The sequence below is a fragment of the Jiangella rhizosphaerae genome (assembly GCF_003579925.1).
Lineage (GTDB): Bacteria > Actinomycetota > Actinomycetes > Jiangellales > Jiangellaceae > Jiangella > Jiangella rhizosphaerae.
Map to the genome: position 1 here is coordinate 1 of NZ_QUAL01000190.1, position 23,934 is coordinate 23,934.

The following is a 23,934-nucleotide window of genomic DNA, read 5'->3' on the forward strand; positions in this document are numbered from 1 at the left end:
GGCCGGCCTGCGCCTGGGCGCCCTCGCCGTACGGGCCGCGCAGGCCCGGCCGGACGCCGCGCCACCGGCGCCCGATGCCGAGCTGATGATCGAGGACTACGTGCTGCACGAGGTCCTCGGTGCGGAGAGTCCCGCCGTCACCACGGCGCTCGCCGACATCGCCGTCGTCGAGCGGGTGAACCCCAGCCTCGCCGAAGCACTGACCGAACGGCCGGACGTCGGCGCGCTACTGCTGCAGGCGGAGGAGCGCGGCCTGTTCGTCACGCGGATCGACGCCGGATGGTTCGAGATGCACGCGCTGGTCCGCGAGGTCCTGCTCACCCAGCTCGCCAGGGGTTCCCCCGACCGGCTGGCCACCCGGCACGCGCGCGCCGCCCGGTGGTTCACCGATGCCGACGAGATCCCGCTGGCGCTGGAGCACTGGCTGCGCGCCGGGCTCCACCGCGAGGCACTGCGGCTGCTGGCGGCCAAGAACGTCGAGCTCTACGACACCGGCCGCGAGGCGACGATCATCCGTACCCTCACCGCCATCCCGCTGCGGGTCGCGACAGCCGACCTGAGCGCCATGATCGACTACGCGTGGTGCCAACTGCTGGTCAGCCGCCGCGGATTCCTCGATGCCGTCGACCGCCTCAGTTGGTGGGCCACCCAGTCGGTGCATCGTGGTAAAGGAGCCGCCAACCGGCTCACCATGTTCCGTTCGATCGCGGCCACCATGACCGGCGACTGGTCCACCGGCATGTCGCTGGCCAAGCGCACACTCAGCGATGCCGGATCCGGCTGGTGGCGCGACCCGGTCGGCCGGTTCGGCTGGAACATGCTGGCTCGTGCCGTAGCGCTGTACGAAGGGTGGGACGACAACAGCGACGACATCCGCGAAGCCGACATCGCGGTCAGTGGCGACCCCGAGAGCCGGCTGGCGCTGGAGGGCACCCGAGCCCTGGGTGAGGCGCTTGCTGGCCGCCCCCTCCAGGCCGTCCAGGTGGCGTCGGGCATCCGCCGGTCCGCGACCGTCGCCAACCGGGCGGTGCTGCGGGCCGAGCTGGCCACCGCCGAGGCGCTGGCCCACCGAGAGCTCGGCGACCGGTCGCGCGCTCTCGCGGAGTCCACCGCGGTGGCCGCCACACCGCTGGAGCCGGTGTTGTACTGCAGCGTGCTCGCTCAGCTCGACGTCACCGAGGCGCACGCCGATGACGGAGACCTCGACGCCGCGCATGTCGCGTTCGACCGTGCTCGCAGCCTGGCCGAGCCCGACCTGGCCGGCCCTGGCGGGCGCACGATGCTGGCCCGCGTGGCGACGCGGCTGCAGCTCGCCGCCGGGGACACCGAACGTGCCCGCCGCTGGTCCGACCAGATCGTCGACCCGTTCTGGCGCGCTGCGAGCGATGCCCGCGTGCTGCTCGCCGAGGGCCGGCCCCTCGAAGCGGCATCGGCGCTCGAGCAGGCCCGGCCCCGGTGCGTGCGTCACGACGTCGTGCGCAACCTGCTGCTCTCGCGCACCGCCGGCAGCCACGAGGCGGCCCTCAAATACGTCGCGGCAGCCGCTGAGCGGGCGGCCGCGCACGGCATGGTCCAGACGGTCGCGTCAGAAGGAAGCGACGTCGTCGAACTGCTCGAGCGCGCGGCCTGGCAGGTACCCCCGGAGTGGCTGGATCGAGTGCGCCGGACGACGGTACCTCGCCGGGGTGAGGCCGGGCTGGTCCGCGGAACCGGCGAGCCGCTCACCCAGCGCGAGCGCGACGTCTTGCGCTTCCTGCCCAGCAGGCTCTCGCTTCCGGAGATCGCCGACGAGTTGTACATCTCCGTCAACACGTTGAAGTTCCACGTCAAGGTCATCTACCGCAAGCTCGGCGTCCGCTCGCGGGCCGAGGCGGCCGAGATCGCCCGGGCGATGGCCGGGCTGCGGCGGTGACCTCACGGCGAGAGTATCCGGCCCTTCTGCTGCTCGAACTCCTCCGGCGAGAGCAGGCCGCGCGTCACCAGATCGTCCAGCTCCTTGAGCTGCTCCACCGGGTCGACCACCAGGCCGGGTGAGCGGATCGGTCCGGGCAGGTCCGGGCACGGCGGGCGGACCAGCAGGTCCGTACCGCGGGCTCTGGTGGCGGCGACGCGTCTCATGGCACTGCTCCTCCCGGTGGTCCGCCGGCCCGGCCGTTGCGTTCGGCCAGGACGTCCTCGACCCTTGACGGCGGGATCCGCTCGCCGGCGGCGATCCGGCCGCCCGCTTCGTGCGCCGCCACCGAGAGCGGCAGCGCCCAGCGGTCCTCGGTGACGACCAGCACGCCGCAGGTGCCGAGGCGCAAGGTCGAGGACGCCAGCTGGATGTCGTGCTCGGTGAGCAGGCCGCCGACGTCGCCCTCGACACCACGCAGCCCGGCGAGGCTCTCGACGCCTTCCAGCTCGTGGACGTCGACCACACCGTCGGCGCCGCGTTCCAGCACGACGAGGTCGAGGAGACGGACCGCCGCCGCTTCGACCAGCTCCGCCAGGGCCGGGACCAGCCGCTCCAGCGACCGGAGGTCCGGCACCGACACGACCAGGTATGACATGAGGTCCGGCGCCATCGGGGTCCCCTCGATCGGTTCGTGGCCGTCCACAGCACCTCCCGCGGTCGGGCGATCCCACCATCTTCTACCTCGCCCGGCCGTTGCGGACCACACGGCGCGGGGTGGACTTCCTCCCCGTCGAGCTCGCGGCGCCGCCGGCGGCGCGCACTGGTGCCGCCGCGCGCCCACCCCGCGCTGGGTGGGAGCTCACCACCCGGATCACCGGCACCCTCTCCGATAGCTGGAGCAGGACCGACGCGAGGAGTGGCACACCATGCTCAACCTCCGCAACCGGAGCTTCCTCAAGGAGCTCGACTTCGAGCCCGACGAGCTGCGCCACCTGCTGCGGCTCTCCGAGGCCGTCAAGATCGCCAAGTACGCCGGCACCGAGGTCAAGCGGCTCGAGGGCAAGGAGATCGCGCTGATCTTCGAGAAGACCTCGACCCGGACCAGGTCCGCGTTCGAGGTGGCCGCGTTCGACCAGGGCGCGCACGTCACGTACCTCGACCCGTCCGGCTCCCAACTCGGGCACAAGGAGTCGGTCGCCGACACCGCCCGCGTCCTGGGCCGCATGTACGACGCCATCGAGTACCGCGGCTCCCGGCAGGCCGACGTCGAGACGTTGGCGGAGTACGCCGGCGTTCCCGTGTACAACGGCCTCACCGCCGAATGGCACCCCACCCAGATGCTGGCGGACTTCCTCACGATGCACGAGGCGAGCCAGAAGCCCTACGACGCCCTGGCGTATGCCTTCGTCGGTGACTGCCGGTTCAACATGGGCCGCTCGCTGCTGGCCATGGGCGCGCTGATGGGCGCCGACGTCCGCCTGGCCGGGCCGGAGTCGCTCGCCCCGCCCGACGACGTCGTCGCGACGGCGCGCGAGATCGCCGCCCGCACCGGCGCGCAGATCACCGTCACGACTGACGCCGCGCAGGCCGTGTCGGGCGTCGACTTCGTCCACACCGACGTGTGGGTGTCGATGGGCGAGCCGAAGGACGTCTGGACCGAGCGCGTCCAGCTGCTCACGCCGTACCAGGTCAACCGCACGCTGCTGGAGAAGTCCGGCAACCCGAGGGTCCGGTTCATGCACTGCCTACCGGCCTTCCACGACCCGAACACCACGGTCGGGCGCGAGATGATGGAGCACACCGGCATGCACAGCGGCCTCGAGGTCACCGGCGACGTCTTCGACTCGCCCGCGAGCATCGTCTTCGACCAGGCCGAGAACCGCCTGCACACCATCAAGGCCCTGCTCATGGCGACCCTCGGTGCCTGAGGAGGCTGCCGTCATGCGCATCCTCGTGGCCCTCGGCGGGAACGCCCTGCTCCGCCGCGGCGAGCCGATGACCGCGGACGTCCAGCGGGCCAACGTCCGCACGGCCGCGCTCGCGCTGGCTCCGGTCGCCGCCCGACACCAGCTGGTGGTCTCGCACGGCAACGGGCCCCAGGTGGGCCTGCTCGCCCTGCAGGCGGCCGCCTACGCCGACGTCGAGCCGTACCCCCTCGACGTCCTCGGCGCGCAGACCGAGGGGATGATCGGCTACCTCATCGAGCAGGAGCTGGGCAACGCACTCCCGCCGGAACTGCCCTTCGCCACCCTGCTGACCATGGTCGAGGTCGACGCCGCCGACCCGGCGTTCCAGGACCCCACGAAGTTCGTCGGGCCGCTGTACGACGACGACACCGCCGCCGGCCTGGCGGCGGCCAAGGGCTGGGCGTTCAAGCGCGACGGCGACAACCTCCGCCGCGTCGTCCCGTCGCCGCAGCCGAAGCGCATCTTCGAGATCCGGCCGATCCGCTGGCTGCTCGACCGCGGCGTGCTCGTCGTGTGCGCGGGCGGCGGCGGGATCCCGACCACCTGGCTGCCCGGCCGCGAGCGCACGCTCGGCGGCGTGGAGGCGGTCATCGACAAGGACCTGGCCAGCGAGCTGCTCGCCCGCGAGGTCGGCGCCGACCTGTTCGTCATGGCCACCGACGTGCCCGGCGTCTTCCTGGACTGGGGGACGCCGGACCAGCGGCAACTGGGCCACGTCACCCCGGAGGAGTTGCGCGCGCTGCCGTTCGCCGCGGGCTCCATGGGCCCGAAGGTCGACGCCGCCGCCCGCTTCGTCGAGGCCACCGGGCGGCGCGCCGCCATCGGCGCTCTCGCCGACCTGGGCCGCATCGTCGAAGGCACCGCGGGCACCACCGTCGAACCGGCCGCCGACCGCGCGCTGGCGAAGGAGGAACGATGAACAGCTTCGGTGTGCACTCCGAGGTCGGCACGCTCCGCAAGGTGCTCGTCCACCGGCCGGATCTGAGTCTGCAGCGGCTCACCCCGGGCAACCACGACGACCTCCTCTTCGACGACGTCCTCTGGGTCGAGCGCGCCCAGTACGAGCACGACCGCTTCGTCACGCTGATGCGCGAGCGTGGCGTGCAGGTGTACCTGCTCACGGACCTGCTCGCCGAGACGATCGCCGCCGACGACGCGAACAGGACCCGGCTCATCGAGCTCGTCGCGTCCGAGTACACCGTCGGCTGGTCGCTCGTCGACGAGGTCCGCCAGATGCTCGCCGAGCTCAAGCCCGAGGACTTGGCCCGTCACCTGGTGGGCGGCCTCACCGTCGCCGAGTCCGGGCTCGACCTCGGCAAGGCGGCGACCAGCTCGCTCATCGGTGCCGCGGCGGCCGACGACCCCAGCGTGTTCGTCCTGCCCCCGTTGCCGAACACCTTGTTCACCCGCGACTCGTCGTGCTGGATCTACGGCGGCGTGTCGGTCAATCCCATGTACTGGCCGGCCCGCCGGCGCGAGGCGTACAACGTCGCCGCGATCTACCGCGGCCACCCGATGTTCCGCGATGCCGGCTTCGAGTTCTGGTACCCGCCGCAGGACCGCGCCGGGCGGCTCGAGACCGCCGACTTCGGCCGCGCGTCACTGGAGGGCGGCGACGTCATGCCGATCGGCAACGGCACCGTGCTCATCGGGATGAGCGAGCGCTCGCAGGCCCGCATGATCGAGCAGATCGCCCGGACGCTGTTCGCCGCCGGGGCGGCCGAACGCGTCATCGCGTGCGTCATGACGAAGGACCGCGCGCACATGCACCTGGACACCGTCTTCACGCTGCTCGACCGCGACAGGGCGACCGCGTATCCGAAGGTCGTCCCGCACATCAAGGCGATCAGCCTGCGGCCGGGGCGGCGCGAGGGCGATTTCCACGTCACCGTCGAGCCGGACTTCGTCGGCGCCGTGGCCGACGCCCTCCGCGTGCCGCGGCTGCACATCGTCGAGACCGGCGGCGATTCGTACCAGCAGGAGCGGGAGCAATGGGACGACGGCAACAACGTCGTCGCGCTCTCCCCCGGCGTGGTGGTCGCCTACGAGCGCAACACCTACACGATCGCCAAGATGCGCGAGGCCGGCGTCGAGGTGCTCGAGATCGAGGGGTTCGAGCTGGGCAAGGGTCGCGGCGGCGGGCACTGCATGACCTGCCCGCTCGAGCGGGACCCGATCTAGGCGGGCGGCCATGAGCACGGGGATGCGCTGGCTGGTCGGGATCGTCGTGGCGGCGGCCATCGTGGCGCTGGTCGCCTACGCCCGCAATCCGGCCAAGGCCGGACGCAGCCTGGACGACGCCGGCGTCGTGGCCGTGGGTCCGGCCGCGACGGCGGCGCCCTGAACGGCGACGGGGCCGGCATGGCTCCCGACGAGGCACTTCCCGCGCACCGGCAGGAGCCGCGGCCGCCCAGCCTGCTCGACGCGGTGGCTCCAGTGGTCGTGCTGGTGGTGCTGCTGACGCTCACCATCGTGCTGTTCGGCATCGACGCCGCCGCCGGTCCGCTCCAGGTCGCATTGCTGGCCAGCGCCGTCTTCGCCGGCCTGGTCGCGCTGAAGAACGGGCACACGGTCGCCGCCGTCCGCGACGCCGCTATCGGCGGCGTGACCTCGGCACTCGGCGCTGTCTTCATCCTGCTGGCCGTCGGCGCGATGATCGGCACCTGGAACATGGCCGGCGTCATCCCGACGGTGGTGTCGTACGGCCTGCTGTTCCTGGTGCCGTCCATCTTCTACGCCGCGGTCGCCGCGATCTGCGCGCTGGTGGGTGCCGTCACGGGGAGCTCGTGGACGACAGCGGCCACCCTCGGGGTCGCCTTCGCCGGCATGGCGCCGATCCTGGGCATGGACACCGCGATCACCGCGGGCGCCGTCGTGTCCGGCGCGTACATGGGCGACAAGATGTCCCCGCTCTCGGAGACGACCGTGCTGGTGCCGAGCCTGGTCGGCGGCGTCACGGTGAACCAGCACATCCGGGGCATGGCCTGGACGGCGTTCCCCGCGTTCGGGATCGCGCTCGTGCTCTTCCTGGTCATCGGGCTGGCCGCAGATCCGGCGGCGTCGGCGATCGGCACCGACGAGGCCCGTGCCGAGCTCGCGTCGGCGTTCTGGATCTCACCGGTCAACCTGCTGCCGCTGCTGTTGTTGATCGCCCTGTCGCTCCTGCGCACGCCGCCGTTCCTGGCGATCTTCTCGGTCGCCGTGTTCTCAGGCGTGTTCGCCTGGCTCACCCAGCCCGACGCCGTCGAGGCCTTCGTCGACGAGCCCGGCCAGGGGCGGCTGCTCACCGGCATCGAGGCGGTGTACGACGCCATGGCGAACGGGTTCGTGTCGGTCAGCGGCAACGCCACCATCGACGACCTCTTCTCGACCGGCGGCATGGCGGGCATGCTCACCACGGTCTGGCTCATCCTCGCCGCGCTGAGCTTCGCCGCGATCATGGAGCAAGCCGGGTTCCTCACCCGGCTCATCCAGCCGCTCGTCCAGCGGGTGCACTCCGACCGGGGCCTGATCGCGTCCGCCGGCGGCACCGCCGTGGGCCTCAACGTCGTCGCCGGCGACCAGTACGTCGCCGCGGTGCTGCCCGCTCGGGTGTTCAGGTCGGTGTTCGCCCGGCAGGGCCTGGCGCCGCGGATGCTGACGCGCACCGTCGAGGACTCCGGCACCGTCACGTCGCCGCTCGTCCCGTGGAACAGCTGCGGGGCGTACATGACCGGCGTGCTCGGCGTCTCGACCATGCAGTACCTGCCATTCGCGTTCTTCAACCTGCTCAACCCGCTGGTGTCGCTGGCGTTCGCCGTCACCGGCTACCGCATCGAGCACGTCCGCCCGGAGCCGGCCGCAGAGCCGGAGCCGTCCCGAGGAGGCAGCCATGTCGAGTGACGCCCGTGCGCCGGACCGGCCGGCCGTGACCGAGGAACCGGCCGAGCGCACGGCCGAGCGTGCTCCATCGGGTCCCCGACCGCCGGACGAGCAGCCGCGGCGCGGGCGGTTCAGCCTGCCGTCGGCGTACACGATCCTGTTCGCGCTCATCGTCCTGACGGCGATCGCGACGTGGATCGTCCCGGCCGGGCAGTACGCGCTCTCCCCCGAGGGCACGCCGGTCCCCGGCACCTACGAGGAGGTCGAGTCCAACCCCCAGCGGATCGTCGTCGATTCCCTGGAGGCACCGATCAACGGGCTCTACGGCATCGAGGACCCGGCCACCGGCAACGTCGACGTCTTCAACACCGGCACGCTGTTCGGCGCCATCGACGTGGCGCTGTTCATCCTGGTCATCGGCGGTTTCATCGGCATCACGATGCAGACCGGCGCCATTCAGGCGGGCATCGCCGTGCTGGTGCGGAAACTGCACGGGCGCGAGCGCTGGCTGATCCCGATCCTCATGATGATCTTCGCCGCGGGCGGCACCACCTTCGGGATGGCCGAGGAGAGCCTGGCGTTCTACCTGCTGATCACGACGGTGATGATCGCGGCCGGGTATGACGCCCTCGTCGGTGCGACGGTCATCCTGCTGGGTGCCGGTATCGGCGTGCTCGGCTCGACGGTGAACCCGTTCGCCACCGGCATCGCCTCGGAGTTCGCCGACGTCCCGCTGACCGACGGCCTGTGGCTGCGCATCGCCATCCTGGTCCTGTGCCTCGCGGCCGGCATCTGGTGGGTGCTGCGCTACGCGATCAGGGTCAGGCGCGACCCCTCGGCGTCGCTCGTCGCCGACCTGCGCGAGTCGAGCGCGAAGCAGATCGCGTCGGCCGCGCCCGCCGACGACGACAGCGTCCGGCTGGCCGGGCGGCACAAGCTCATCCTGGTCGTCTTCGGCGCCGCCTTCGCTCTCATGGTGTACGGCGTCGTGCCGTGGGAGGACATCGGCATCGACCTGCCGACGCTGTGGTGGTGGTTCCCCGAGATGACGGCGCTGTTCCTGCTGTTCGCGATCCTCATCGGCCTCATCGGCGGCATGGGTGAGGGCCGGCTGACGACGGTGTTCGTCGACGGTGCCCGCGACCTGCTGGGCGTCGCCCTGATCATCGGCATCGCCCGCGGCATCACCGTCATCATGAACAACGGCCAGATCACCGACACCGTGTTGCACTGGGCCGAGACGGCGCTCGGCGACGTCGGGGCGACCGCGTTCTCGATCGTGATGTACGCGTTGTTCCTGCCGCTGTCGTTCCTGATCCCGTCGTCGTCAGGCCTCGCCACGGTGGCGATGCCGATCATGGCACCGCTGGCCGACTTCGCCGGCGCCGACCGCAGCCTCGTCGTCACCGCCTATCAGAGCGCGTCCGGGCTGCTCAACCTGGTGACGCCGACGTCGGCAGTCGTGATGGGCGGGCTGGCGATCGCCCGGGTGCCCTACGGCCGGTACCTGCGGTTCGTGTGGCCCCTGCTGGTGATCCTGGCCGCGATCACCGTCGTCATGCTCGCCGTGGGCGCCTACACCACCTGAAGCGGACGCGAGGAGGGGACATGGTCCTGGAATCCAAGATCCGCATACCGCGGCTGTCCGCGCACACCGTGCCGCGCCACCGGCTGCTCCACGGCATCGAGGCCGCGGACGCCGCTGGTCAAGCCGTCACCGCGGTGTCCGCACCCGCGGGTGCGGGGAAGACGGTACTGCTGGCCCAGTGTGCCCGCCAGGCGCTGGCCCAGGGCCGATCCGCGGCCTGGCTGTCGCTGGACGCGGCCGACGACGATCCCGTGATTCTGTGGGCCGGGCTACTGGCCGCGTGCCGCCGTGCGGTGCGGGCCACCGACGCCGATGCGGCGGCCCGCATCTCAGAACTGGAATCGCAGACCGACCGGGTGGGCCCGGGGTTCCTGGCCGACTTCCTGGACACGCTCGGATCGTTGACGACGCCGCTGTGGATCATGGTTGACGACGTCCATCTGATCCGGCCGGGCCCAGCTTTGGAGGTCCCGGCCCTCCTGCTGCGGAACCGCCCCGCGCCCGTACGGCTGGTGCTGAGCGGCCGGTCCGACCCGCCGCTTCCGATACCGCGGCTGATCCTGGCCGGCGAGGCAACCGAACTCAGGGCGGCCGACCTCGCGTTCGATCACAAGGAGGCCGGCCAGCTACTCCGCCGCCACGGAATCCACCTTCCCGAGGAGGATCTGCGCCTGCTCCTCGACCGCACCGAGGGGTGGGCGGCGGGTCTGCGCCTGGCGGCATTGTCGCTGGCCTCGGAGCACGACCCCGCCGGCTACATCGCCCGGCTCGCCGGTGATGAACGGCCACTCGCGGACTACCTCGTCGCCGAAGTCCTCGCCACGCTGTCCCCCGACACCGTCGACCTGCTGATCGCGGTCTCGGTCGTCGACACCGTCGGCCCGGATCTGGCCGCCCGGCTCTCCGCCCGTCCCGACGCCGGAGCCACGCTGGATCGGCTCGCCCGCGAGAACGCGCTCGTCTATCACGTCGATCATGCGCCACCCTCGTACCGGCTGCACGGACTGCTGCGGAGCTTCCTCGTGGCCGAGGGCAACCGCCGGGACACCGAGATCCACCGTCGCCACCACGCGCGGGCCGCCCGCTGGTTCGCCGCGCAGCGGCTCACGACGCAGGCGATCTCCCACGCCGTCGACGCGGGCGACTGGCCGTTCGTCGCTGAGTTGGCCCGGCGCGACGGTGTCAGCATGCTGCTGCGCGGCGACGGGCAGAGCCTCGCCACCGCCCTCCGGCTGCTTCCGGCCGGCTGCGGCGCCGACCCGGGGACTCAGCTGGTCGGCGCGCTGGCCGCGGTCGAGAACCACGACCTCGGCCGAGCCCGTCAGCATCTGGAGGACGCCGGTCGCCACGATGCCATGCGCACCGACCCTCACCTGCGCCACCTGCACGCCGCTGCGCTCATGGCCGAGGCGAGGTTCCGCGGCGACCGCACGTCCCGTGCCGCCGCGCTCGTGACCGCCGGCCGCACCCCATCGGGTCGGCCCGACGTCGAGCTCCTGACAACCGCCCAGCGGGGCGCGCTCAGGCTCTGGCTCGGCACCTACGCGGACGCGGTCACCGACCTCACCGCGGCCGTGCATCAGGCGCGGCGCACGGAGTATGCCGCCGCGACCCTGGAATGCCGGTCGTACCTTGCGCTGGCCCATTCGGCCCTGGGCGACTTCCGGGCCGCAGAGGACCAGGCCACCCTCGCCCTCGCCGTCGCCGCACGGCGCAACTGGAGCTCGTCGCCGCGGATGGTGCCGGCGTACCTGGTGGCGGCCTACGCGGCTTGGCAACGCCTGGAGAACGACACCGTCTCCCGCTACGTCTCCCTCGCGGTCACGCTCGACGGCGACGTCGAACCGGAGCTCGGTCTCGCCGCCCGCCTCCTGGACGCGTCGCGAGCCTGTGACGTGACCGCGAACCGGCGCCAGGCGCTCCGTCTCCTGCACCACCAGTGGCCGCTCGGTGAGCCCGCGTTGCTGCCCACTCACGGCAGTGCGGTCTGCCTCACCGAACTGCAGACCGCCCTGTCGCTGGGCGATCGATATGACGCCGCCCAGGCGCTGACCCGGGCGGAACACCTCCTCGGCGACTGCGGAGACGTCCTCGTCATGCGTGCGCTCCTCCACGCCTCCCAAGGACGCCGTGCCGCACTGGAGACCGACCTGGCACCCATCCGCGCCGGAACGGCCTGCTTCCACTCGGCCGACGCCGAGCTGGCCGGGTGGCTCCTGCTGGCGGACGTGACAGCCGAGTCCGATGAGCCGTCACGTTCCCACGAGGCACTCGTCAGGGCGCTCGCCATCGCCGCGCCCCGCCGGCATCTGCGCGGCATGCTCGCCGCGTCGCCACGAGTGATGTCGATGCTCGTACACGACGCCGGCCGGTTCGGCGAGCACGACGACTTCGTCCACACGGTCCTCGCCGCCCGGCCGAAGCAGGCCGGACCATGGCCATCATCGATGTACGGCGAGAGCCTCACGGCCCGCGAACTCGACCTGCTCCGAGACCTTCCCTCACTGCTCTCCCTGGATGAGATCGCCGAGGCGCACGTCGTGAGCGTCAACACCGTCAAGACCCACCTCAAGGCCATCTACCGCAAGTTCGACGTCAGCAACCGCCGCCAAGCCGTCGGGCGCGCACGCGAGCTCGGCCTGCTGGGCGCGCCCCAGCGGGTCGACCGGCGATGACTGACGTGCCGTGGTCCGCTCGGGAGTTCATCGCATCAGGGCGCCACGTCCGAGAAACCCACCCGCCTGCGATCTTGTGCGGTCGACGGGCTACGGCCGGCCGAGGCTGATGATGGTCTTGCCCGTGGGGCGTTCGGTGGGGTTGAGTGCGGCGACGGCCTCGTCGAGCGGGCATACCGCGCCGATGCCGGTACGCAGCGTCCACGGAGCGGTACCCGATGTCGCCGCCGATGACGTCGAACACGAGATTCACCGGCCCGGCCGAGGTCAGGTCGCCGGTTGTGAGCCGGCGTTGGTCGTGCCGGTGGGAGGGTCGCGGGGGTTCGCGATGGAGCCGACATCGTGCCGACGGCCACGCGCGCGGCTGTGGCCCCCTCACCGTGCCGACGAACCCAGCCGTGTGGTGCCAGTCAGGCCGGGCGCACCGGTCTTGTCGCCGTCGACCCCGCGGTGCCGATGACGACGAGCCGCAGGCCGCTGATGGGGGAGGGATCCGGGTAGCCAGGACGACGCGGATCCCTCACCCATCCAGGCCGCGAAAGCACCACCTGCCGACCGCGACACCGCGACGACGACACCGCCACCATGACCACCACACCACGACACACACCCCACGCATTCATCGGCATCCCCCAGGCCGCAGCGCCGGCAATCTCGGCGTCGGCTAACAGTCGGTCTCCAGGTCGACGAACTCGTGCGCTCCGAACCCGAGGGCGGTCTCTCTGTCCGCGGTGCGGCCGGTGCCGATGACGTAAGCGCCCGATTCGCGCGCGAGCTGCGTCGCGACGGACCCGACCCCGCCGGCCGCACCGTGCACCAGCACGCTCTCACCGAGCTGCAGGCGACCGTGGTCGAAGAGGCCCTGCCAGGCGGTGAGGCCCGAAATCGGCAGGCTGGCCGCGGTGACGAAATCGATGTCGGCCGGGAGCGGAGCGAGGTTCCGGGCCTCGACGGCCACGAGCTCGGCGAGCGTGCCGTTGCGGGCCCAGTCGGCGAGGCCGAACACGCGCTGTCCGACGGCGAGGCCGGTGGTGCCGTATCCGAGTGCGGCGACGACGCGCTCACGCCGCCACTATGCAGGCCCTTCCAGGCCGGTGCTACCGGGCGTCCGTCGTCCGCAGGTAGGTCACGGTGGGCGCGCCGGTGTGCGGCGAGGTCTCGACGACAGTGTCGACGCCGTAGATCTGCCGGATGAGCGCATCGGTGAGGACGGCGCCGGGTGCGCCCGCGGCCGCGACCCTGCCGTCGTGCAGGACGACGAGGCGGTCGCAGTACCGGGCGGCGAGGTCGAGGTCGTGCAGCGCGGTGACCACGGTGAGGTCGAGCCGGCGCAGCAAGGTGAGCACGTCGAGCTGGTAGCGGATGTCCAGGTGGTTGGTCGGCTCGTCGAGGACGATGACGGCCGGTTCCTGGGCGAGCGCGCGGGCGAGCTGGGTGCGTTGCCGTTCGCCGCCGGACAGGGTGCGCCACGACCGCGTCCGCAGCGCGGTCAGGCCGGTGAGGTCGAGGGCACGCTCGATGGCCGCGCGGTCCGCGGCGTCCAGCGGGGCGAACCGGCCGCGGTGCGGGGTGCGGCCCAGCGCGACCGCGTCGGACACGGTGAGGTCGGTGTGCGCCTCGGGTGACTGCTCGACGATGGCCAGCCGCCGGGCGACGATCCGCCGCGGCAGGGTGTGCAGCGGTGTCCCGTCGAGCGTGACGGTGCCGCGATCCGGGCGTCGCAGTCCGGCGAGCAGCCGCAGCAGCGACGTCTTGCCGGCGCCGTTCGGGCCCAGGACGCCCAGCATCTCCCCCGGCCGCGCCGTCACGTCGACGCCGTCGAGGATCGTCACGCCGCCCGCCGACCAGGCGAGGTCGTGTGCCGCGAGCAGGGTCACGGCCGGCCCGCCTTTCGCAGGACGAGGGCGAACGCGGGCGCGCCGAGCAGTGCGGTGATCACGCCGACGGGAACCTCGTGCGGGGTGAACGCCGAGCGCGCGAACGTGTCGACCCAGACGAGGAAGGTCGCGCCGACGAGCGCGGCGAGCGGCAGCAGCAGCCGGTGCCCGGGCCCGGCCAGCAGGCGGACGACGTGCGGGACGAGCAGGCCGATGAAGCCGATGGCGCCCGACGCGGCCACCGCGGCGGCCGTGATGAGCGCGGCGAGGACCATGAGCGCCGCCCGGGCCCGGGCGACGTCGATGCCCAGCGACGCCGCGGTATCCCACCCGAACGTGAAGGCGTCCAGCGCCCCGGCGTACAGCAGGCAGATCAGCGTCGCGGGGACGATCACCGCGGCGGCCGCGGCCAGCGGCTCCCACCGGGCGCCGCTCAGCGATCCCAGCAGCCAGTAGGTGAAGCCGCGGGTGGCGTCGGCGTCGCCGTCGAGCATGAGCACGAGCGAGGTGATGGCCGAGAAGAACTGCGAGACGAGCACGCCGGTGAGGACGACCCGCGCGGGGTCGGCCACCCGGCCGCCCCCGATGAGCAGCAGCACGATCCCGAACGCCGCCAGCGCCCCGGCGAACGCGCCGGTCGACAGCGTCACCGCGCCGGCGCCCACGCCGAGGACCATCACCGCGACCGCGCCCGTGGACGCGCCGGAGGACACTCCGAGCAGGTAGGGCTCGGCGAGCGGGTTGCGGGTGACCGACTGCAGGACCGCGCCGGAGACGGACAGGCCGGCGCCCACCGTCGCCGCCAGCAGGACGCGCGGCAGCCGCGACTCCCAGATCAGCGAGTCGATCAGCGGCGGCACGGGCGGCGACGGCGCCAGCGCCCCCAGCCCGGCGTGGCGCAGCATGACGCCGAGCACGTCGGCCGGCCCGATCTGCGCCGTGCCGACAAACGCGGCGACCACGACCGAGACGGCCAGCGCGGCGGCACTCGCGACCACGACGACGGGCGGGCGCACCGTCCGGCCGGGCCGGCGGACGGCTCCGCGCGACCTCACCGCCGGGCGAGGACGACGACGTCGTCGTAGTGCCGCCACACCGTCCCGGTCTCGGCGAACCCGGCGGTGGCCAGCGCCTGCAGGTGCAGCTCGAGCGGCGCGTGCGGAGTCGGAGGCCGGTCGGCGAACCGGCGTTCCCGCTCGGCGAGGTGCCGGCCGAACTCGGGCACGGCGACGGCGCCGGCCCACCACTCGTCCCAGGTCGGCACGCCCCGCTCGTGTGCGGCGCGTTGCGTGCGGGCGTCGTCGGCCGCGGCCGCCGCGGTGAGGAACGGCTGGGTCCGCGGGTCGTAGCGGAGGTGGTCGGCGTTGAGGAACACCGCGTCCGGCGGCAGCAGCGCACCGAGCGTGCCGTACAGGGCCACGAGCTGCGCCGGCTCCAGCCAGTGCAACGCCGTCGAGGACACGACGGCCCGCACCGGGCCGCCGTCCGCGGGGAGCCGCCGCTCCCAGCCCGGCGCGGCGAGGTCGGCGTCGACCGGGGTGAACCGGTCGCCGTGCCGCCCGCCGACCCATGCGGCGGCGATCGCCAGCAACACCGGGTCGTAGTCGATCCCGATCACCCGCGCGGCGGGCAGCCGGTCGAGGACACGCGCGGACAGGCTCCCCGGGCCGCAGGCGAGGTCGAGGACCGTGAGGCCGGCGCCGTCGTCGCCGAGGTCGGCGGACGTCGCGCAGTGCCGGGCCACGACGTCCAGGACGATGTCGAAGCGCTGCTCCCGGTGGTTGATGTAGGCCGCCTGCTGGTCGTCCCAGGCCCGGACGAGCGCGTCGACGGCGGCCGTCGTGCCGGCGGCGCTCACCATGACATCAGTCGGTCGGCTCACGCGGCGCTGCCTCCTTCGCTCGACTCGATCATCGGCCTCGACCGACGACTCGGCGAAGCCTCCGGCCCCGCGTCGCCGTCGGTGCCGCGTGAGCCTCCCTGCGCGAACCCCAGCTCGACCAGGCCCTCGGCGACCGCCGGGATCGCCTCGACGCTGTGGATGGACGGGTCCATGTACTGGCCGGGGACGACGATGAAGCGGTCGTTCCGCACGGCCTCCATCGTCGAGGTCAGCGGGTCGCTCTTCAGGAAGTCGATCTTCTCCTGGGCCGTGTCGCCCGGATACCCACGGGTCAGGTCGGCCAGCACGATGACGTCGGGGTTCCGCGCCGCCACCTCGTCCCAGCTGACCTCCGGCCATTTCGTCGACGCGTCGGCGAACACGTTCTGCGCGCCGAGCAGCTCCGTCACCGTCTGCGGCAGCCCGCCCGGCCCCGCCACCGAGGGCGTCGACGCGTCCGCCGCCGTCGAGTAGAACCACACCAGCCGGGGCGACCCGGTGATCGCCTCGGCCGTCGCCAGGCCGTCGTCGATCACCGCCTGCTGCTGCGCCACCAGCTCCCGCCCCGCCGCCGGTACGTCGAAGATCTCCGCGATCGCCTCGATCTCCGCCAGCAGCATCTCGAACGTCGCGCCGCCCTCGACCGCCTCGTGGTACGTGCAGTCGAACTCGGTCAGGTACGTCGGGATGCCCAGCTCCTGCAGCTCGGCCCGCTCGCCGGCGTTCTCCGCGGTGAGGAACGAGGCGAACGACGAGTACACGAAGTCAGGCTGCGCCTCGAGCAGCGTCTCGTGCTTCAGCAGCCCGTCGGTGAGCAGCGGGATGTCGTCGTACTCGGCCTGGATGTCCGCCGGCACCGGGTCGGTCTCGTAGGCGGTCCCGACGACGCGGCCGGCCAGCCCGAGCCGGATCAGGATCTCCGTCGCCGATTGGTTCAGCGACACCGCCCGCGTCGGCGCCCGCTCGACCGTCGCCTCGACGTCGCAGTTCTCGTAGGTGAGCGGATACACCGTGGACCCCTCGCCCGTCGCGGCGGCGGTCGACCCCGCGTCCGCCGCCGGCTCCGACGCGCACCCGGCAAGCGCCAGACCAGCCGTACCAATAGCGACAATCGTTCTCATTCGCACGCAGGCACCATACACCAGGCCGCCGACGCCCGAGGCGGGTCTCCGGCCGCCTCGACGACCACTGGTCAGAAATGCTCGGCGGCCTCGTGCTGGCCCGCTGCGACGACGACACCACGTCGCTGACCGGAGCCGTCACCGACCAGACGCAGCTCCACGGCGTGCTCGCCACGATTCGCGACCTTGGTGTTCCCCTGATGTCGCTCGGGCGCGACTGGCCAGGCAACGGCGAGGACCGCTGGCCGAGCCAGACGTCACGCTTCATTACCGCAGGTCACATCCGATGTTTGGTCCGAACCACGCGGTTGCCACCTCTCCCGGACGGGTCTAGGGTCGCCCGCGGAGGGACCGGCGTAGGGGGCACGGGCCGGTGTTCCCGCCCGGCCGGGGGGCATGAGATTCCACAGACGCGGACGCGCGCGTGCACCACCGGCGCGATCCACGATCGATCCGCAGGGCTCATCCGCAGCACACACGTGGACATCCATGACATCCAACGGGGGATGACATGAAGCGCATCATCATCGTCCTGGTGGCCGTACTCGGGCTGCTCGGACTGGTCAGCACACCGGCCGTGGCGCAGGCGGCCACTTCATCACCGGCGGGGGCAACGCGCCGCAGTGTTTCGACATCGGCACGCAGGTGGTCTGCTCCGGCAAGGTCGCCGGTCTCGGCGGCACCACCTTCGAGATCACCGTCGAAGCGACCGGCATCGCCAGCGTCGTCTGCATCAACCCGGCCGGCAACCGCGCCCCCGGGCAGGACACCGAGGTGACGGTGTCCGGCACGACGACACCGCTGCCCACGCCGCGGAACGGGCAGTTCGTGTTCAGTCTCACGAGCGACGACCCCGAGCCGCTGCCGCCGACGCCCACCTGCCCGAACGCGCAGTGGACACCGGACATCGTCGACGTGACCTTCACGGAGGCCACGCTGACGCTGCTCGAGGACGGCATGGTCTCCGACGTGGTGACCGTGCCGGTCTCGTCGTGACCTCGTAGTCCGATCGACCAGCCAGGGGTCGGGCCCGCAGGCCCGGCCCCCTCTAAGCGTGGCGTCAGGTGCGGCTGGGTGCCGACGGTGACCGGGTGCGCACTGCACCGGCAGAACTTCGGCGCGATCCTCGGCTGGGTCACACACCTGCAGTCGACCGTCGGGCGGTCGCCACCAGGCGTCGTTGATCTTCGAGGACTTCGTGCGGACCGCGCACCTGCGCCAAACGGAACCTGGATCGCGGTTCGCACGGCTGGGATGATCGAAACAGCCTCCGACCTGGGTGGGCGATCCTGGGATCGAACCAGTGACCTCTTCGGTGTGAACGACGAACCCACACCTCGCCCACCTCGGTCGAATCGAGTCGCCGCAGGTCAGAGGCCTAGGCCCGCCAGGCCTGGCCCTGGCTGACGCAGCCTCACGAGCAAGATCGGCACACAGATGGCACACGATCTTGTGCCTCCGGCGCTGGTCTGCCCCGTCGCTCGACGCAAACCAGCCACCGCAGGTTTGGCCCCGGTGCGCGGATCACGCGGTGGGCCGCGCCGGCCGACCGGCTGTGTCCCGGCATGCCACCCTCTTCGAATGACGACCGCTCCGGTAGCTGCTACCTACGCGACCGCCGATGGCGCGGCGAGGTTCCTGGTCGCACGGCAGCTCACTATCGATCCCTCGATGACATGCCGAGAGATCGCATCCATGCTGTTGCAGGAGCCCGGCCTTCCGACCGGCGGCATAGACCTCGCCTTCGGGGGTCTGATGGTCGGTCTTCCCAGCGCTGACGACGATGTGTGGAGTCCGACCAGGAAGTCGTTGACAGCAACGGTGACGGTCGAAGGTCGCTTCGATTGGCGCCCGCCACACCTCGACACGACATTTGGCGAGCTCGAGGGCACTGCCGACGCCGGCTTCTGTCCACGCCCGGAGGCAGGCCTCACCCTCATCCTCACCGGTCCGTTCGGTGGTGGAGGCGCCGTCGATTGGCCACAACTGATCGACCTGCTCCAGACCGCGCACGACTATCTGTACACCTGCCTCGACGAGGCGGTCACCTTCGTCGGAGGAGCGGTCCTCGTCCGGCAACACGCGCAGCGTGCACTATCGGCCATCGGCAATGGTCTGCGTGCAGTCCGCGTCCTGTACGACCGCGGTGCCCTACCAGACCCCGACACGCTGGACATCTTCCTGGACAGGTCGCCGCACCTCGACGCCGTGCCCCTATCGATACACCTTGACGACGACTGATATAGCCAGGCTGGCCAATCACATCTATCGGCTGTGCGATGGTCTGAGGCTTGGGACGAGACCGAGGCGGAGCAGGCGGCACGCGACCTGAAAGAACGGCTCGACGACCTCTTGAGGCTGGTTCAGCGGGGCAAGCCGATTCCAACCGAGGTGGATCCCGCATGGCGCCTTCCGTCCTGACCAGGCAGCTGCCTACGGTTAACCTCCACGCAGCCTCGCCGGCGTCACCATCAGGATGGGTGCGCGGCGTGCAGTGCGGCTCGACGCCGCGCGTACTCCTCTTCGTCGATCTCGCCTCGGGCGAACCGTTCCGCCAGGATCTCTTCCGGTGCCGGCCGCGGCGCCGCGGGAGTGGTGCCCTGTCCGCGGCCGGTGTCGCCCGAGCGGTCCGGGTAGCGGACGAGTGCCACCACGCCCGCGATCACGAGTCCCCAGAAGATCACCATGCTGAACGTCATGAGGACGTAGCCCCATCCGCTCATGTGGTCGGAGTACCAGAACATTGCCGGCACCTCCCTACTGATGATGAATGCTCTAACGGGCGAGGTAGCCGCCGTCGATGTAGAGCTCGAGGCCGGTGACGAAGGACGCGTCGTCGCCGGCGAGGTAGGCGACACCGGCAGCGATCTCGTCCGGTCGGCCGAGCCGGCCCATGGGCGTCAGGTCGATCATCGTCCGCTCGAACGGGGTGCCTTTGGCCTGCTCGAGCATGGGGGTATCGATGAACCCGGGATGGACGGAGTTGACGGTGGCGAGGTCGCCCATGCCGGCGTTGTTGACGAGGATGTCCAGGCCGCCGTATTCGTCGACGGCGTGCCGTACGGCAGCCGACCAGTCCTGCTCGGACGTGACGTCGAGGTGGACGTACGACGCCCGTCCGCCGGCTTCGGTCACGGCCTTGACGGCCGACGTGCCCGGCTCGTCGTTCACGTCGGTGGCGACGACGGCCGCGCCTTCGGCCGCGAGCCGCTCGAGGATGGCCCGGCCGATGCCGCTGGCGGCGCCGGTCACCAGCGCCACCCGTCCATCGAGTCTGTTCATGGTCGGTTCCTCAGGTCGTGAGCCCGGACGTCCGAGCCACTGGGATCGTGGCTCGGACGTCTGCCGGCTCGACGGGCATCAGATCAGCCAGCGGTTCTTCTGGACGAACGGGATGCGCTCCCAGAGGCGGCCCAGTCCGAGGTAGCGGCCCGAGAAGGTGAGAGCCAGGACCACGATCATCAGCGCCTCGGTGATGTGCTCGTCCATGAACGGGTTGTTGTCCAGCGGCAGCGACGCCAGGTACATCATGCCGAGCAGGAGCACGCCGGCGACGGCGGCGATGCGCATGCCGATGCCGAGGATCAGCGCGAGCCCGATGCCGAGCAGGCCGATCATGAAGAGCCAGTCGGCCCAGGTCTGGCCGGCCAGGTCGTTGAAGAAGTCGCCGAACGGGCCTTCGACGCCGGAAAGGTATCCGGTGGTGGGGCTGCCGCCGTCGATCCAGGCGTTCTCGGCCGGGGTGGCGTAGCCGAGGCCGAACGTCTTGTCGAGGAACGCCCAGAGGAAGGTCCAGCCGAGTGCCAGCCGCAGGGCGGCCAGCACGTACTGGAGCGCGACCGGGCGGACGTCCGGGTGAGTGGTGCCGGTCGTGGTCACCGGCGCGGTGCGCTGACGCGGGAGGTTCCGGATCGGCGCGTCGTGGCTGCTGGACGTGGTCATCGTCCTGCCCCTTCTCGATGTCGCCGGCCTCTCCGGCGCTGGTTCCAGTCCACCGCTCGGGGCCGGTTCACCGCTGCTGCCCAAGGTCGCCCGCCCGGAGGACCTTGGTCATCTGGGCGTGGGACCGACGGCTCACACCGCTGCGCGCCGGGGTGGGATGCGGCGGCCACGAACGATCTCGGGCCGGATCCGGATGTAGTGCGGCCGGCCCCCCAGCGCCCACGGTGTCAGTCCGAGCGTTGCCAGCCGACGCCGCTCGGACTCGTGCCCGACGGCCTCCGCTCGGCCGATGAACACCACTGACCAACCGGTCAGGGTCGTCTCGTCGTACTGGTCGCCCTCGAACGCCACGACGGCCGATCGCGCCGCCTGCGCCAGTTTGGAGCCCATACCGGTCCGGATGATCACGTCCTCGCCGTCGAGCACGAAGTTCACCGGCTCGATCGCCGGCAGCGCGCCTTCGGTGAAGACGATGCGCCGATCGGGACGGTTCTCAGCAAGGCGAAGCAGGACTGCCGGTCGAGTTTCTCGAGCCCGGCGGAGTCGGCATGAAGCATCGTGTTCACGCACCGAGCATCCGGCGCGAGAACGACCGGCGGCCAGGGGCGAAGGTCCTCGGCGACATGAAGAGGACACCGGCCCATGCCGTAGAGGTCATTGGTCCTCACCGGACGCCCCGCTCGGCGGTAGCGTCGTGATCGTGGACAGCGGCCGTGTGATCAAGGTCTTCCTGCTCGACGACCACGAGGTGGTCCGCCGCGGCGTCGCCGCCCTGCTCGAGACCGAACCCGACATCGAGGTCATCGGCGAGGCCGGCACCGCCGAACAGGCCATCGCCCGCATCCCGGCCCTGCGCCCCGACGTCGCCATCCTCGACGTCCGCCTCCCCGACGGCGACGGCGTCACCGTCTGCCGCGAGATGCGGTCGCGACTGCCCGGCCTGCAGTGCCTCATGTTCACCTCCTTCGCCGACGACGACGCCCTCTTCGACGCCGTCATGGCCGGCGCCGCCGGCTACGTGCTCAAACAGGTCCACGGCACCGACCTCATCGGCGCCGTCCGCGCCCTGGCCGAAGGCAAGTCCCTCCTCGACCCCGACAGCACCGCCCGCATGCTGGCCCGTCTGCGCGACCGCGCCACCCGCACCGACCCCCTGGCCGCCCTCACCGACCAGGAGCGCCGCATCCTCGACCTCATCGGCGAAGGCCTCACCAACCGCCAGATCGGCGAACGCATGTTCCTGGCCGAGAAGACCATCAAGAACTACGTCTCCAACCTTCTCGCCAAGCTCGACATGAACCGCCGCACCCAGGCCGCGGCCCTGTCCGCCCAGCTCAAGGCCGAGCAGCATCACCGCGACGACTGAGCGGCACCTGCCAGCGGACCACCGTCCCGCCGCCGTTCCCGGCGGCCTCGAACGATCCGCCCAGTTGCTCGGCCCGCTGCGCCAGGTTGGCCAGCCCACTGTGCCGACGCTGCGCGGGCAACCCGATCCCGTCGTCGGTCACCTGAAGCGTCAGGTTTCCGTCCGCGACGGCGACGGTCACCTCGGTCCGTGTGGCCCTGGCGTGCCGGACGACGTTGGACAGCGACTCCTGCAGCACCGGCACCAGCTGGTCGGCGATCTCGTCCGCGACGGCGTTGTCCAGCTCACCGATCATCTGCAGGCCGGGTGCGAACCCAAGCTGCTCGCGAGCCGACTCCACCACGGCGACCAGCCGACCCCGCAGCGTCGTCGCCTCGTCGTCCTTGGACGACTGCAGCGCGAAGATGGTCGAGCGGATCTGCCGGATGGTGGCGTCGAGGTCGTCGACCGTACGTTCCACCCGGCCGGCGAGGTCCGGCCGATCGATCAACCGAGCGACGGCAGTCAAGCTCATGGCGCTGGCGAACAACCGTTGGACCACGACGTCGTGCAGGTCGCGGGCGATCCGCTCGCGGTCGTCGACCAACCCGTGGCGTTCCGCTTCCTTACGTGCGTCGGCCAGCTCCAGCCCTACCGCGGCCTGGTTGCCGAACGCGTGCAGCATCCGGATCTCCGCAGCGGTGAAGGGTGGCTCGCCGCGCCAGCGGACCAGCACCAGTACGCCACGCATCCGCGGCTGCGCGCCCAGCGGGACCAGCAGGGCCGGGCCGTCCGGAAGCCGTTCCAACAGCGGCGACGGCTCCGCGCCCTGACGGTGCTCGTCGACGGCCCGCGGCTCGCCGGACGCGAGCACCGCCGCGGAGAGCGTGCCCTCGGCGGCGAACTCCAGGCCGGCCACGGCTGGTGCGCTCGCACCTTCGGCGGCCACGACGCGCAACCGGCGGTCGTCGGCCGGCGCCACGACGACCGTGGTGTGCGCCGCTCCCATCGCACCAGCATGCGCGGCGATGGAACGGATGACATGGTCGGTGTCGGTCCCGGACAGCAGCGCCTGGGTCACCTCGGCCGATGCGTCGAGCCACAGCTCACGGCGCCGGGTGGCATCGTAGAGCCGGGCGTTCTCGATGGCGATGCCGGCCGCGGTGGCCAGCGCCTTCACGATCGTCTCGTCCTGCTCGTCGAAGTCGCGGCCGCCGTTCTTCTCCGTCAGGTAGAGGTTGCCGAAGACCTCGTCGCGGACCCGGATCGGGACACCGAGGAAGCTGTGCATCGGTGGATGGCCCTCCGGGAACCCGTACGACTCGGGATGCGCGGAGATCTCCGGCAGCCGCAGCGTCTCGGGCTCCTTGATCAGCAGGCCGAGGAGGCCGCGCCCGTGAGGCCAATGCGCGATGCGGGCGATCTCCTCTTCGCCGATCCCCACCGGGACGAACTGGGCCAGCTGTCCGTCCTCGCCTATCACTCCGAGCGCGCCGTACCGGCAGTCGACGAGGTCGGTCCCGGCTTCGACGATGCGCCGCAGGACGCTCTCGAGGTCGAGCTCTCTTCCGATCGACACCACGGCCTCGAGCAGCGCGTGCACGCCGTCACGCGCGGCGACGACGGCCTGCAACCGGGACTGCACCTCACCCAGCAGCTCGTCCAGCGGGAGCTTGGGCAGGAGTTGCTCGGACTCGGACACCATGACGACCCCCTCCTACCCGTGGGATCAGTCTTCCACGGGAGGAGGGTGGCTGCCCGGCACGACCGTCGCCGACACCG

22 protein-coding genes and 1 pseudogene are annotated in these 23,934 nt (G+C 71.4%); 11 read left to right on the forward strand and 12 right to left on the reverse strand.

The window, feature by feature from the left end; translation table 11 throughout:
• Positions 1-1,912: helix-turn-helix transcriptional regulator (locus DY240_RS21520; RefSeq protein ID WP_119661896.1), on the forward strand; the 1,912-nt coding region annotated here is incomplete at its 5' end.
• Between the two features lie 2 nt (positions 1,913-1,914).
• On the opposite strand, the gene DY240_RS21525 is transcribed toward DY240_RS21520, so the two are convergent.
• Together DY240_RS21525 and DY240_RS21530 are read right to left on the reverse strand one after the other, a co-directional pair.
• Positions 1,915-2,118 carry an SHOCT domain-containing protein gene (locus DY240_RS21525; protein WP_119661897.1) on the reverse strand — a complete coding sequence of 68 codons (204 nt, stop codon included), beginning with the start codon at positions 2,116-2,118 and terminating at the stop codon, positions 1,915-1,917.
• On the reverse strand, positions 2,115-2,597 hold the full coding sequence (locus tag DY240_RS21530; protein WP_119661898.1) for a DUF6325 family protein: 483 nt from the start codon (positions 2,595-2,597) through the stop codon (positions 2,115-2,117). The genes DY240_RS21525 and DY240_RS21530 overlap by 4 nt, the downstream gene beginning before the upstream one ends.
• A gap of 223 nt (positions 2,598-2,820) precedes the next feature.
• On the opposite strand from DY240_RS21530, the gene argF reads away from it, so the two are divergent.
• From argF to DY240_RS21560, 7 genes are read left to right on the forward strand one after another with little or no spacing between them, the layout of a single operon-like run.
• The gene (gene argF, locus DY240_RS21535) at positions 2,821-3,822 is read left to right on the forward strand and encodes an ornithine carbamoyltransferase (RefSeq protein ID WP_119661899.1); all 1,002 of its coding nucleotides are present in this window, start codon (positions 2,821-2,823) and stop codon (positions 3,820-3,822) included.
• Positions 3,823-3,835: 13 nt separating this feature from the next.
• The gene (gene arcC, locus DY240_RS21540; RefSeq protein ID WP_119661900.1) at positions 3,836-4,780 is read left to right on the forward strand and encodes a carbamate kinase; all 945 of its coding nucleotides are present in this window, start codon (positions 3,836-3,838) and stop codon (positions 4,778-4,780) included.
• Positions 4,777-6,042 carry an arginine deiminase gene (locus DY240_RS21545; RefSeq protein WP_119661901.1) on the forward strand — a complete coding sequence of 422 codons (1,266 nt, stop codon included), beginning with the start codon at positions 4,777-4,779 and terminating at the stop codon, positions 6,040-6,042. The genes arcC and DY240_RS21545 overlap by 4 nt, the downstream gene beginning before the upstream one ends.
• Positions 6,043-6,052: 10 nt before the next feature.
• Complete coding sequence (locus DY240_RS32170) at positions 6,053-6,205, forward strand: hypothetical protein (RefSeq protein WP_158602934.1); 153 nt, start codon at positions 6,053-6,055, stop codon at positions 6,203-6,205.
• A gap of 17 nt (positions 6,206-6,222) precedes the next feature.
• A complete protein-coding gene (locus DY240_RS21550; RefSeq protein WP_119661902.1) occupies positions 6,223-7,743 on the forward strand; it encodes a Na+/H+ antiporter NhaC family protein in 1,521 nt (506 codons plus the stop codon).
• Positions 7,733-9,310, forward strand: a complete 1,578-nt coding sequence (locus tag DY240_RS21555) for a YfcC family protein (protein ID WP_119661903.1) — start codon at positions 7,733-7,735, stop codon at positions 9,308-9,310. Before DY240_RS21550 ends, DY240_RS21555 begins: the two co-directional genes overlap by 11 nt.
• Before the next feature lie 20 nt (positions 9,311-9,330).
• Positions 9,331-11,985: a LuxR C-terminal-related transcriptional regulator gene (locus DY240_RS21560; RefSeq protein ID WP_119661904.1), complete on the forward strand. Its 2,655-nt coding sequence runs from the start codon at positions 9,331-9,333 to the stop codon at positions 11,983-11,985.
• A 670-nt stretch (positions 11,986-12,655) separates the two neighbouring features.
• Here the strand turns inward: DY240_RS21560 and DY240_RS21565 are convergent.
• The 5 genes and pseudogenes from DY240_RS21565 to DY240_RS21585 all read right to left on the reverse strand — a co-directional run.
• Positions 12,656-13,042: pseudogene (locus DY240_RS21565) on the reverse strand (NADP-dependent oxidoreductase); the annotation flags it as partial.
• Between the two features lie 40 nt (positions 13,043-13,082).
• Entirely contained in the window at positions 13,083-13,862 is a 780-nt protein-coding gene (locus tag DY240_RS21570) for an ABC transporter ATP-binding protein (protein ID WP_119661905.1), read from the reverse strand.
• The gene (locus tag DY240_RS21575; RefSeq protein ID WP_199701989.1) at positions 13,859-14,917 is read right to left on the reverse strand and encodes a FecCD family ABC transporter permease; all 1,059 of its coding nucleotides are present in this window, start codon (positions 14,915-14,917) and stop codon (positions 13,859-13,861) included. Before DY240_RS21575 ends, DY240_RS21570 begins: the two co-directional genes overlap by 4 nt.
• Complete coding sequence (locus DY240_RS21580) at positions 14,914-15,723, reverse strand: class I SAM-dependent methyltransferase (protein WP_119661906.1); 810 nt, start codon at positions 15,721-15,723, stop codon at positions 14,914-14,916. The genes DY240_RS21575 and DY240_RS21580 overlap by 4 nt, the downstream gene beginning before the upstream one ends.
• A gap of 17 nt (positions 15,724-15,740) precedes the next feature.
• The gene (locus tag DY240_RS21585) at positions 15,741-16,754 is read right to left on the reverse strand and encodes an ABC transporter substrate-binding protein (RefSeq protein ID WP_199701995.1); all 1,014 of its coding nucleotides are present in this window, start codon (positions 16,752-16,754) and stop codon (positions 15,741-15,743) included.
• A gap of 756 nt (positions 16,755-17,510) precedes the next feature.
• Here DY240_RS21585 and DY240_RS21595 point away from each other — a divergent pair.
• Entirely contained in the window at positions 17,511-17,861 is a 351-nt protein-coding gene (locus tag DY240_RS21595) for a hypothetical protein (protein ID WP_119661909.1), read from the forward strand.
• A gap of 585 nt (positions 17,862-18,446) precedes the next feature.
• Entirely contained in the window at positions 18,447-19,106 is a 660-nt protein-coding gene (locus DY240_RS21600) for a hypothetical protein (RefSeq protein ID WP_119661910.1), read from the forward strand.
• Positions 19,107-19,336: 230 nt separating this feature from the next.
• Here DY240_RS21600 and DY240_RS21605 read toward each other — a convergent pair whose 3' ends face one another.
• The 4 genes from DY240_RS21605 to DY240_RS21620 form a co-directional block, all read right to left on the reverse strand.
• On the reverse strand, positions 19,337-19,609 hold the full coding sequence (locus tag DY240_RS21605; protein WP_119661911.1) for an SHOCT domain-containing protein: 273 nt from the start codon (positions 19,607-19,609) through the stop codon (positions 19,337-19,339).
• Positions 19,610-19,640: 31 nt separating this feature from the next.
• Positions 19,641-20,147 carry an SDR family NAD(P)-dependent oxidoreductase gene (locus DY240_RS21610; protein ID WP_119661912.1) on the reverse strand — a complete coding sequence of 169 codons (507 nt, stop codon included), beginning with the start codon at positions 20,145-20,147 and terminating at the stop codon, positions 19,641-19,643.
• Between the two features lie 78 nt (positions 20,148-20,225).
• Positions 20,226-20,807 (reverse strand): DoxX family membrane protein, encoded by a 582-nt coding sequence (locus DY240_RS21615; protein WP_119661913.1) that lies wholly within the window; start codon positions 20,805-20,807, stop codon positions 20,226-20,228.
• A gap of 132 nt (positions 20,808-20,939) precedes the next feature.
• Positions 20,940-21,377: a pyridoxamine 5'-phosphate oxidase family protein gene (locus tag DY240_RS21620; protein WP_199701998.1), complete on the reverse strand. Its 438-nt coding sequence runs from the start codon at positions 21,375-21,377 to the stop codon at positions 20,940-20,942.
• Positions 21,378-21,507: 130 nt separating this feature from the next.
• On the opposite strand from DY240_RS21620, the gene DY240_RS21625 reads away from it, so the two are divergent.
• Positions 21,508-22,173: a response regulator transcription factor gene (locus tag DY240_RS21625; protein WP_325049301.1), complete on the forward strand. Its 666-nt coding sequence runs from the start codon at positions 21,508-21,510 to the stop codon at positions 22,171-22,173.
• On the opposite strand, the gene DY240_RS21630 is transcribed toward DY240_RS21625, so the two are convergent.
• Positions 22,142-23,857, reverse strand: a complete 1,716-nt coding sequence (locus DY240_RS21630) for a sensor histidine kinase (protein ID WP_119661914.1) — start codon at positions 23,855-23,857, stop codon at positions 22,142-22,144. The genes DY240_RS21625 and DY240_RS21630 overlap by 32 nt on opposite strands.
• Positions 23,858-23,934 lie beyond the last annotated feature (77 nt).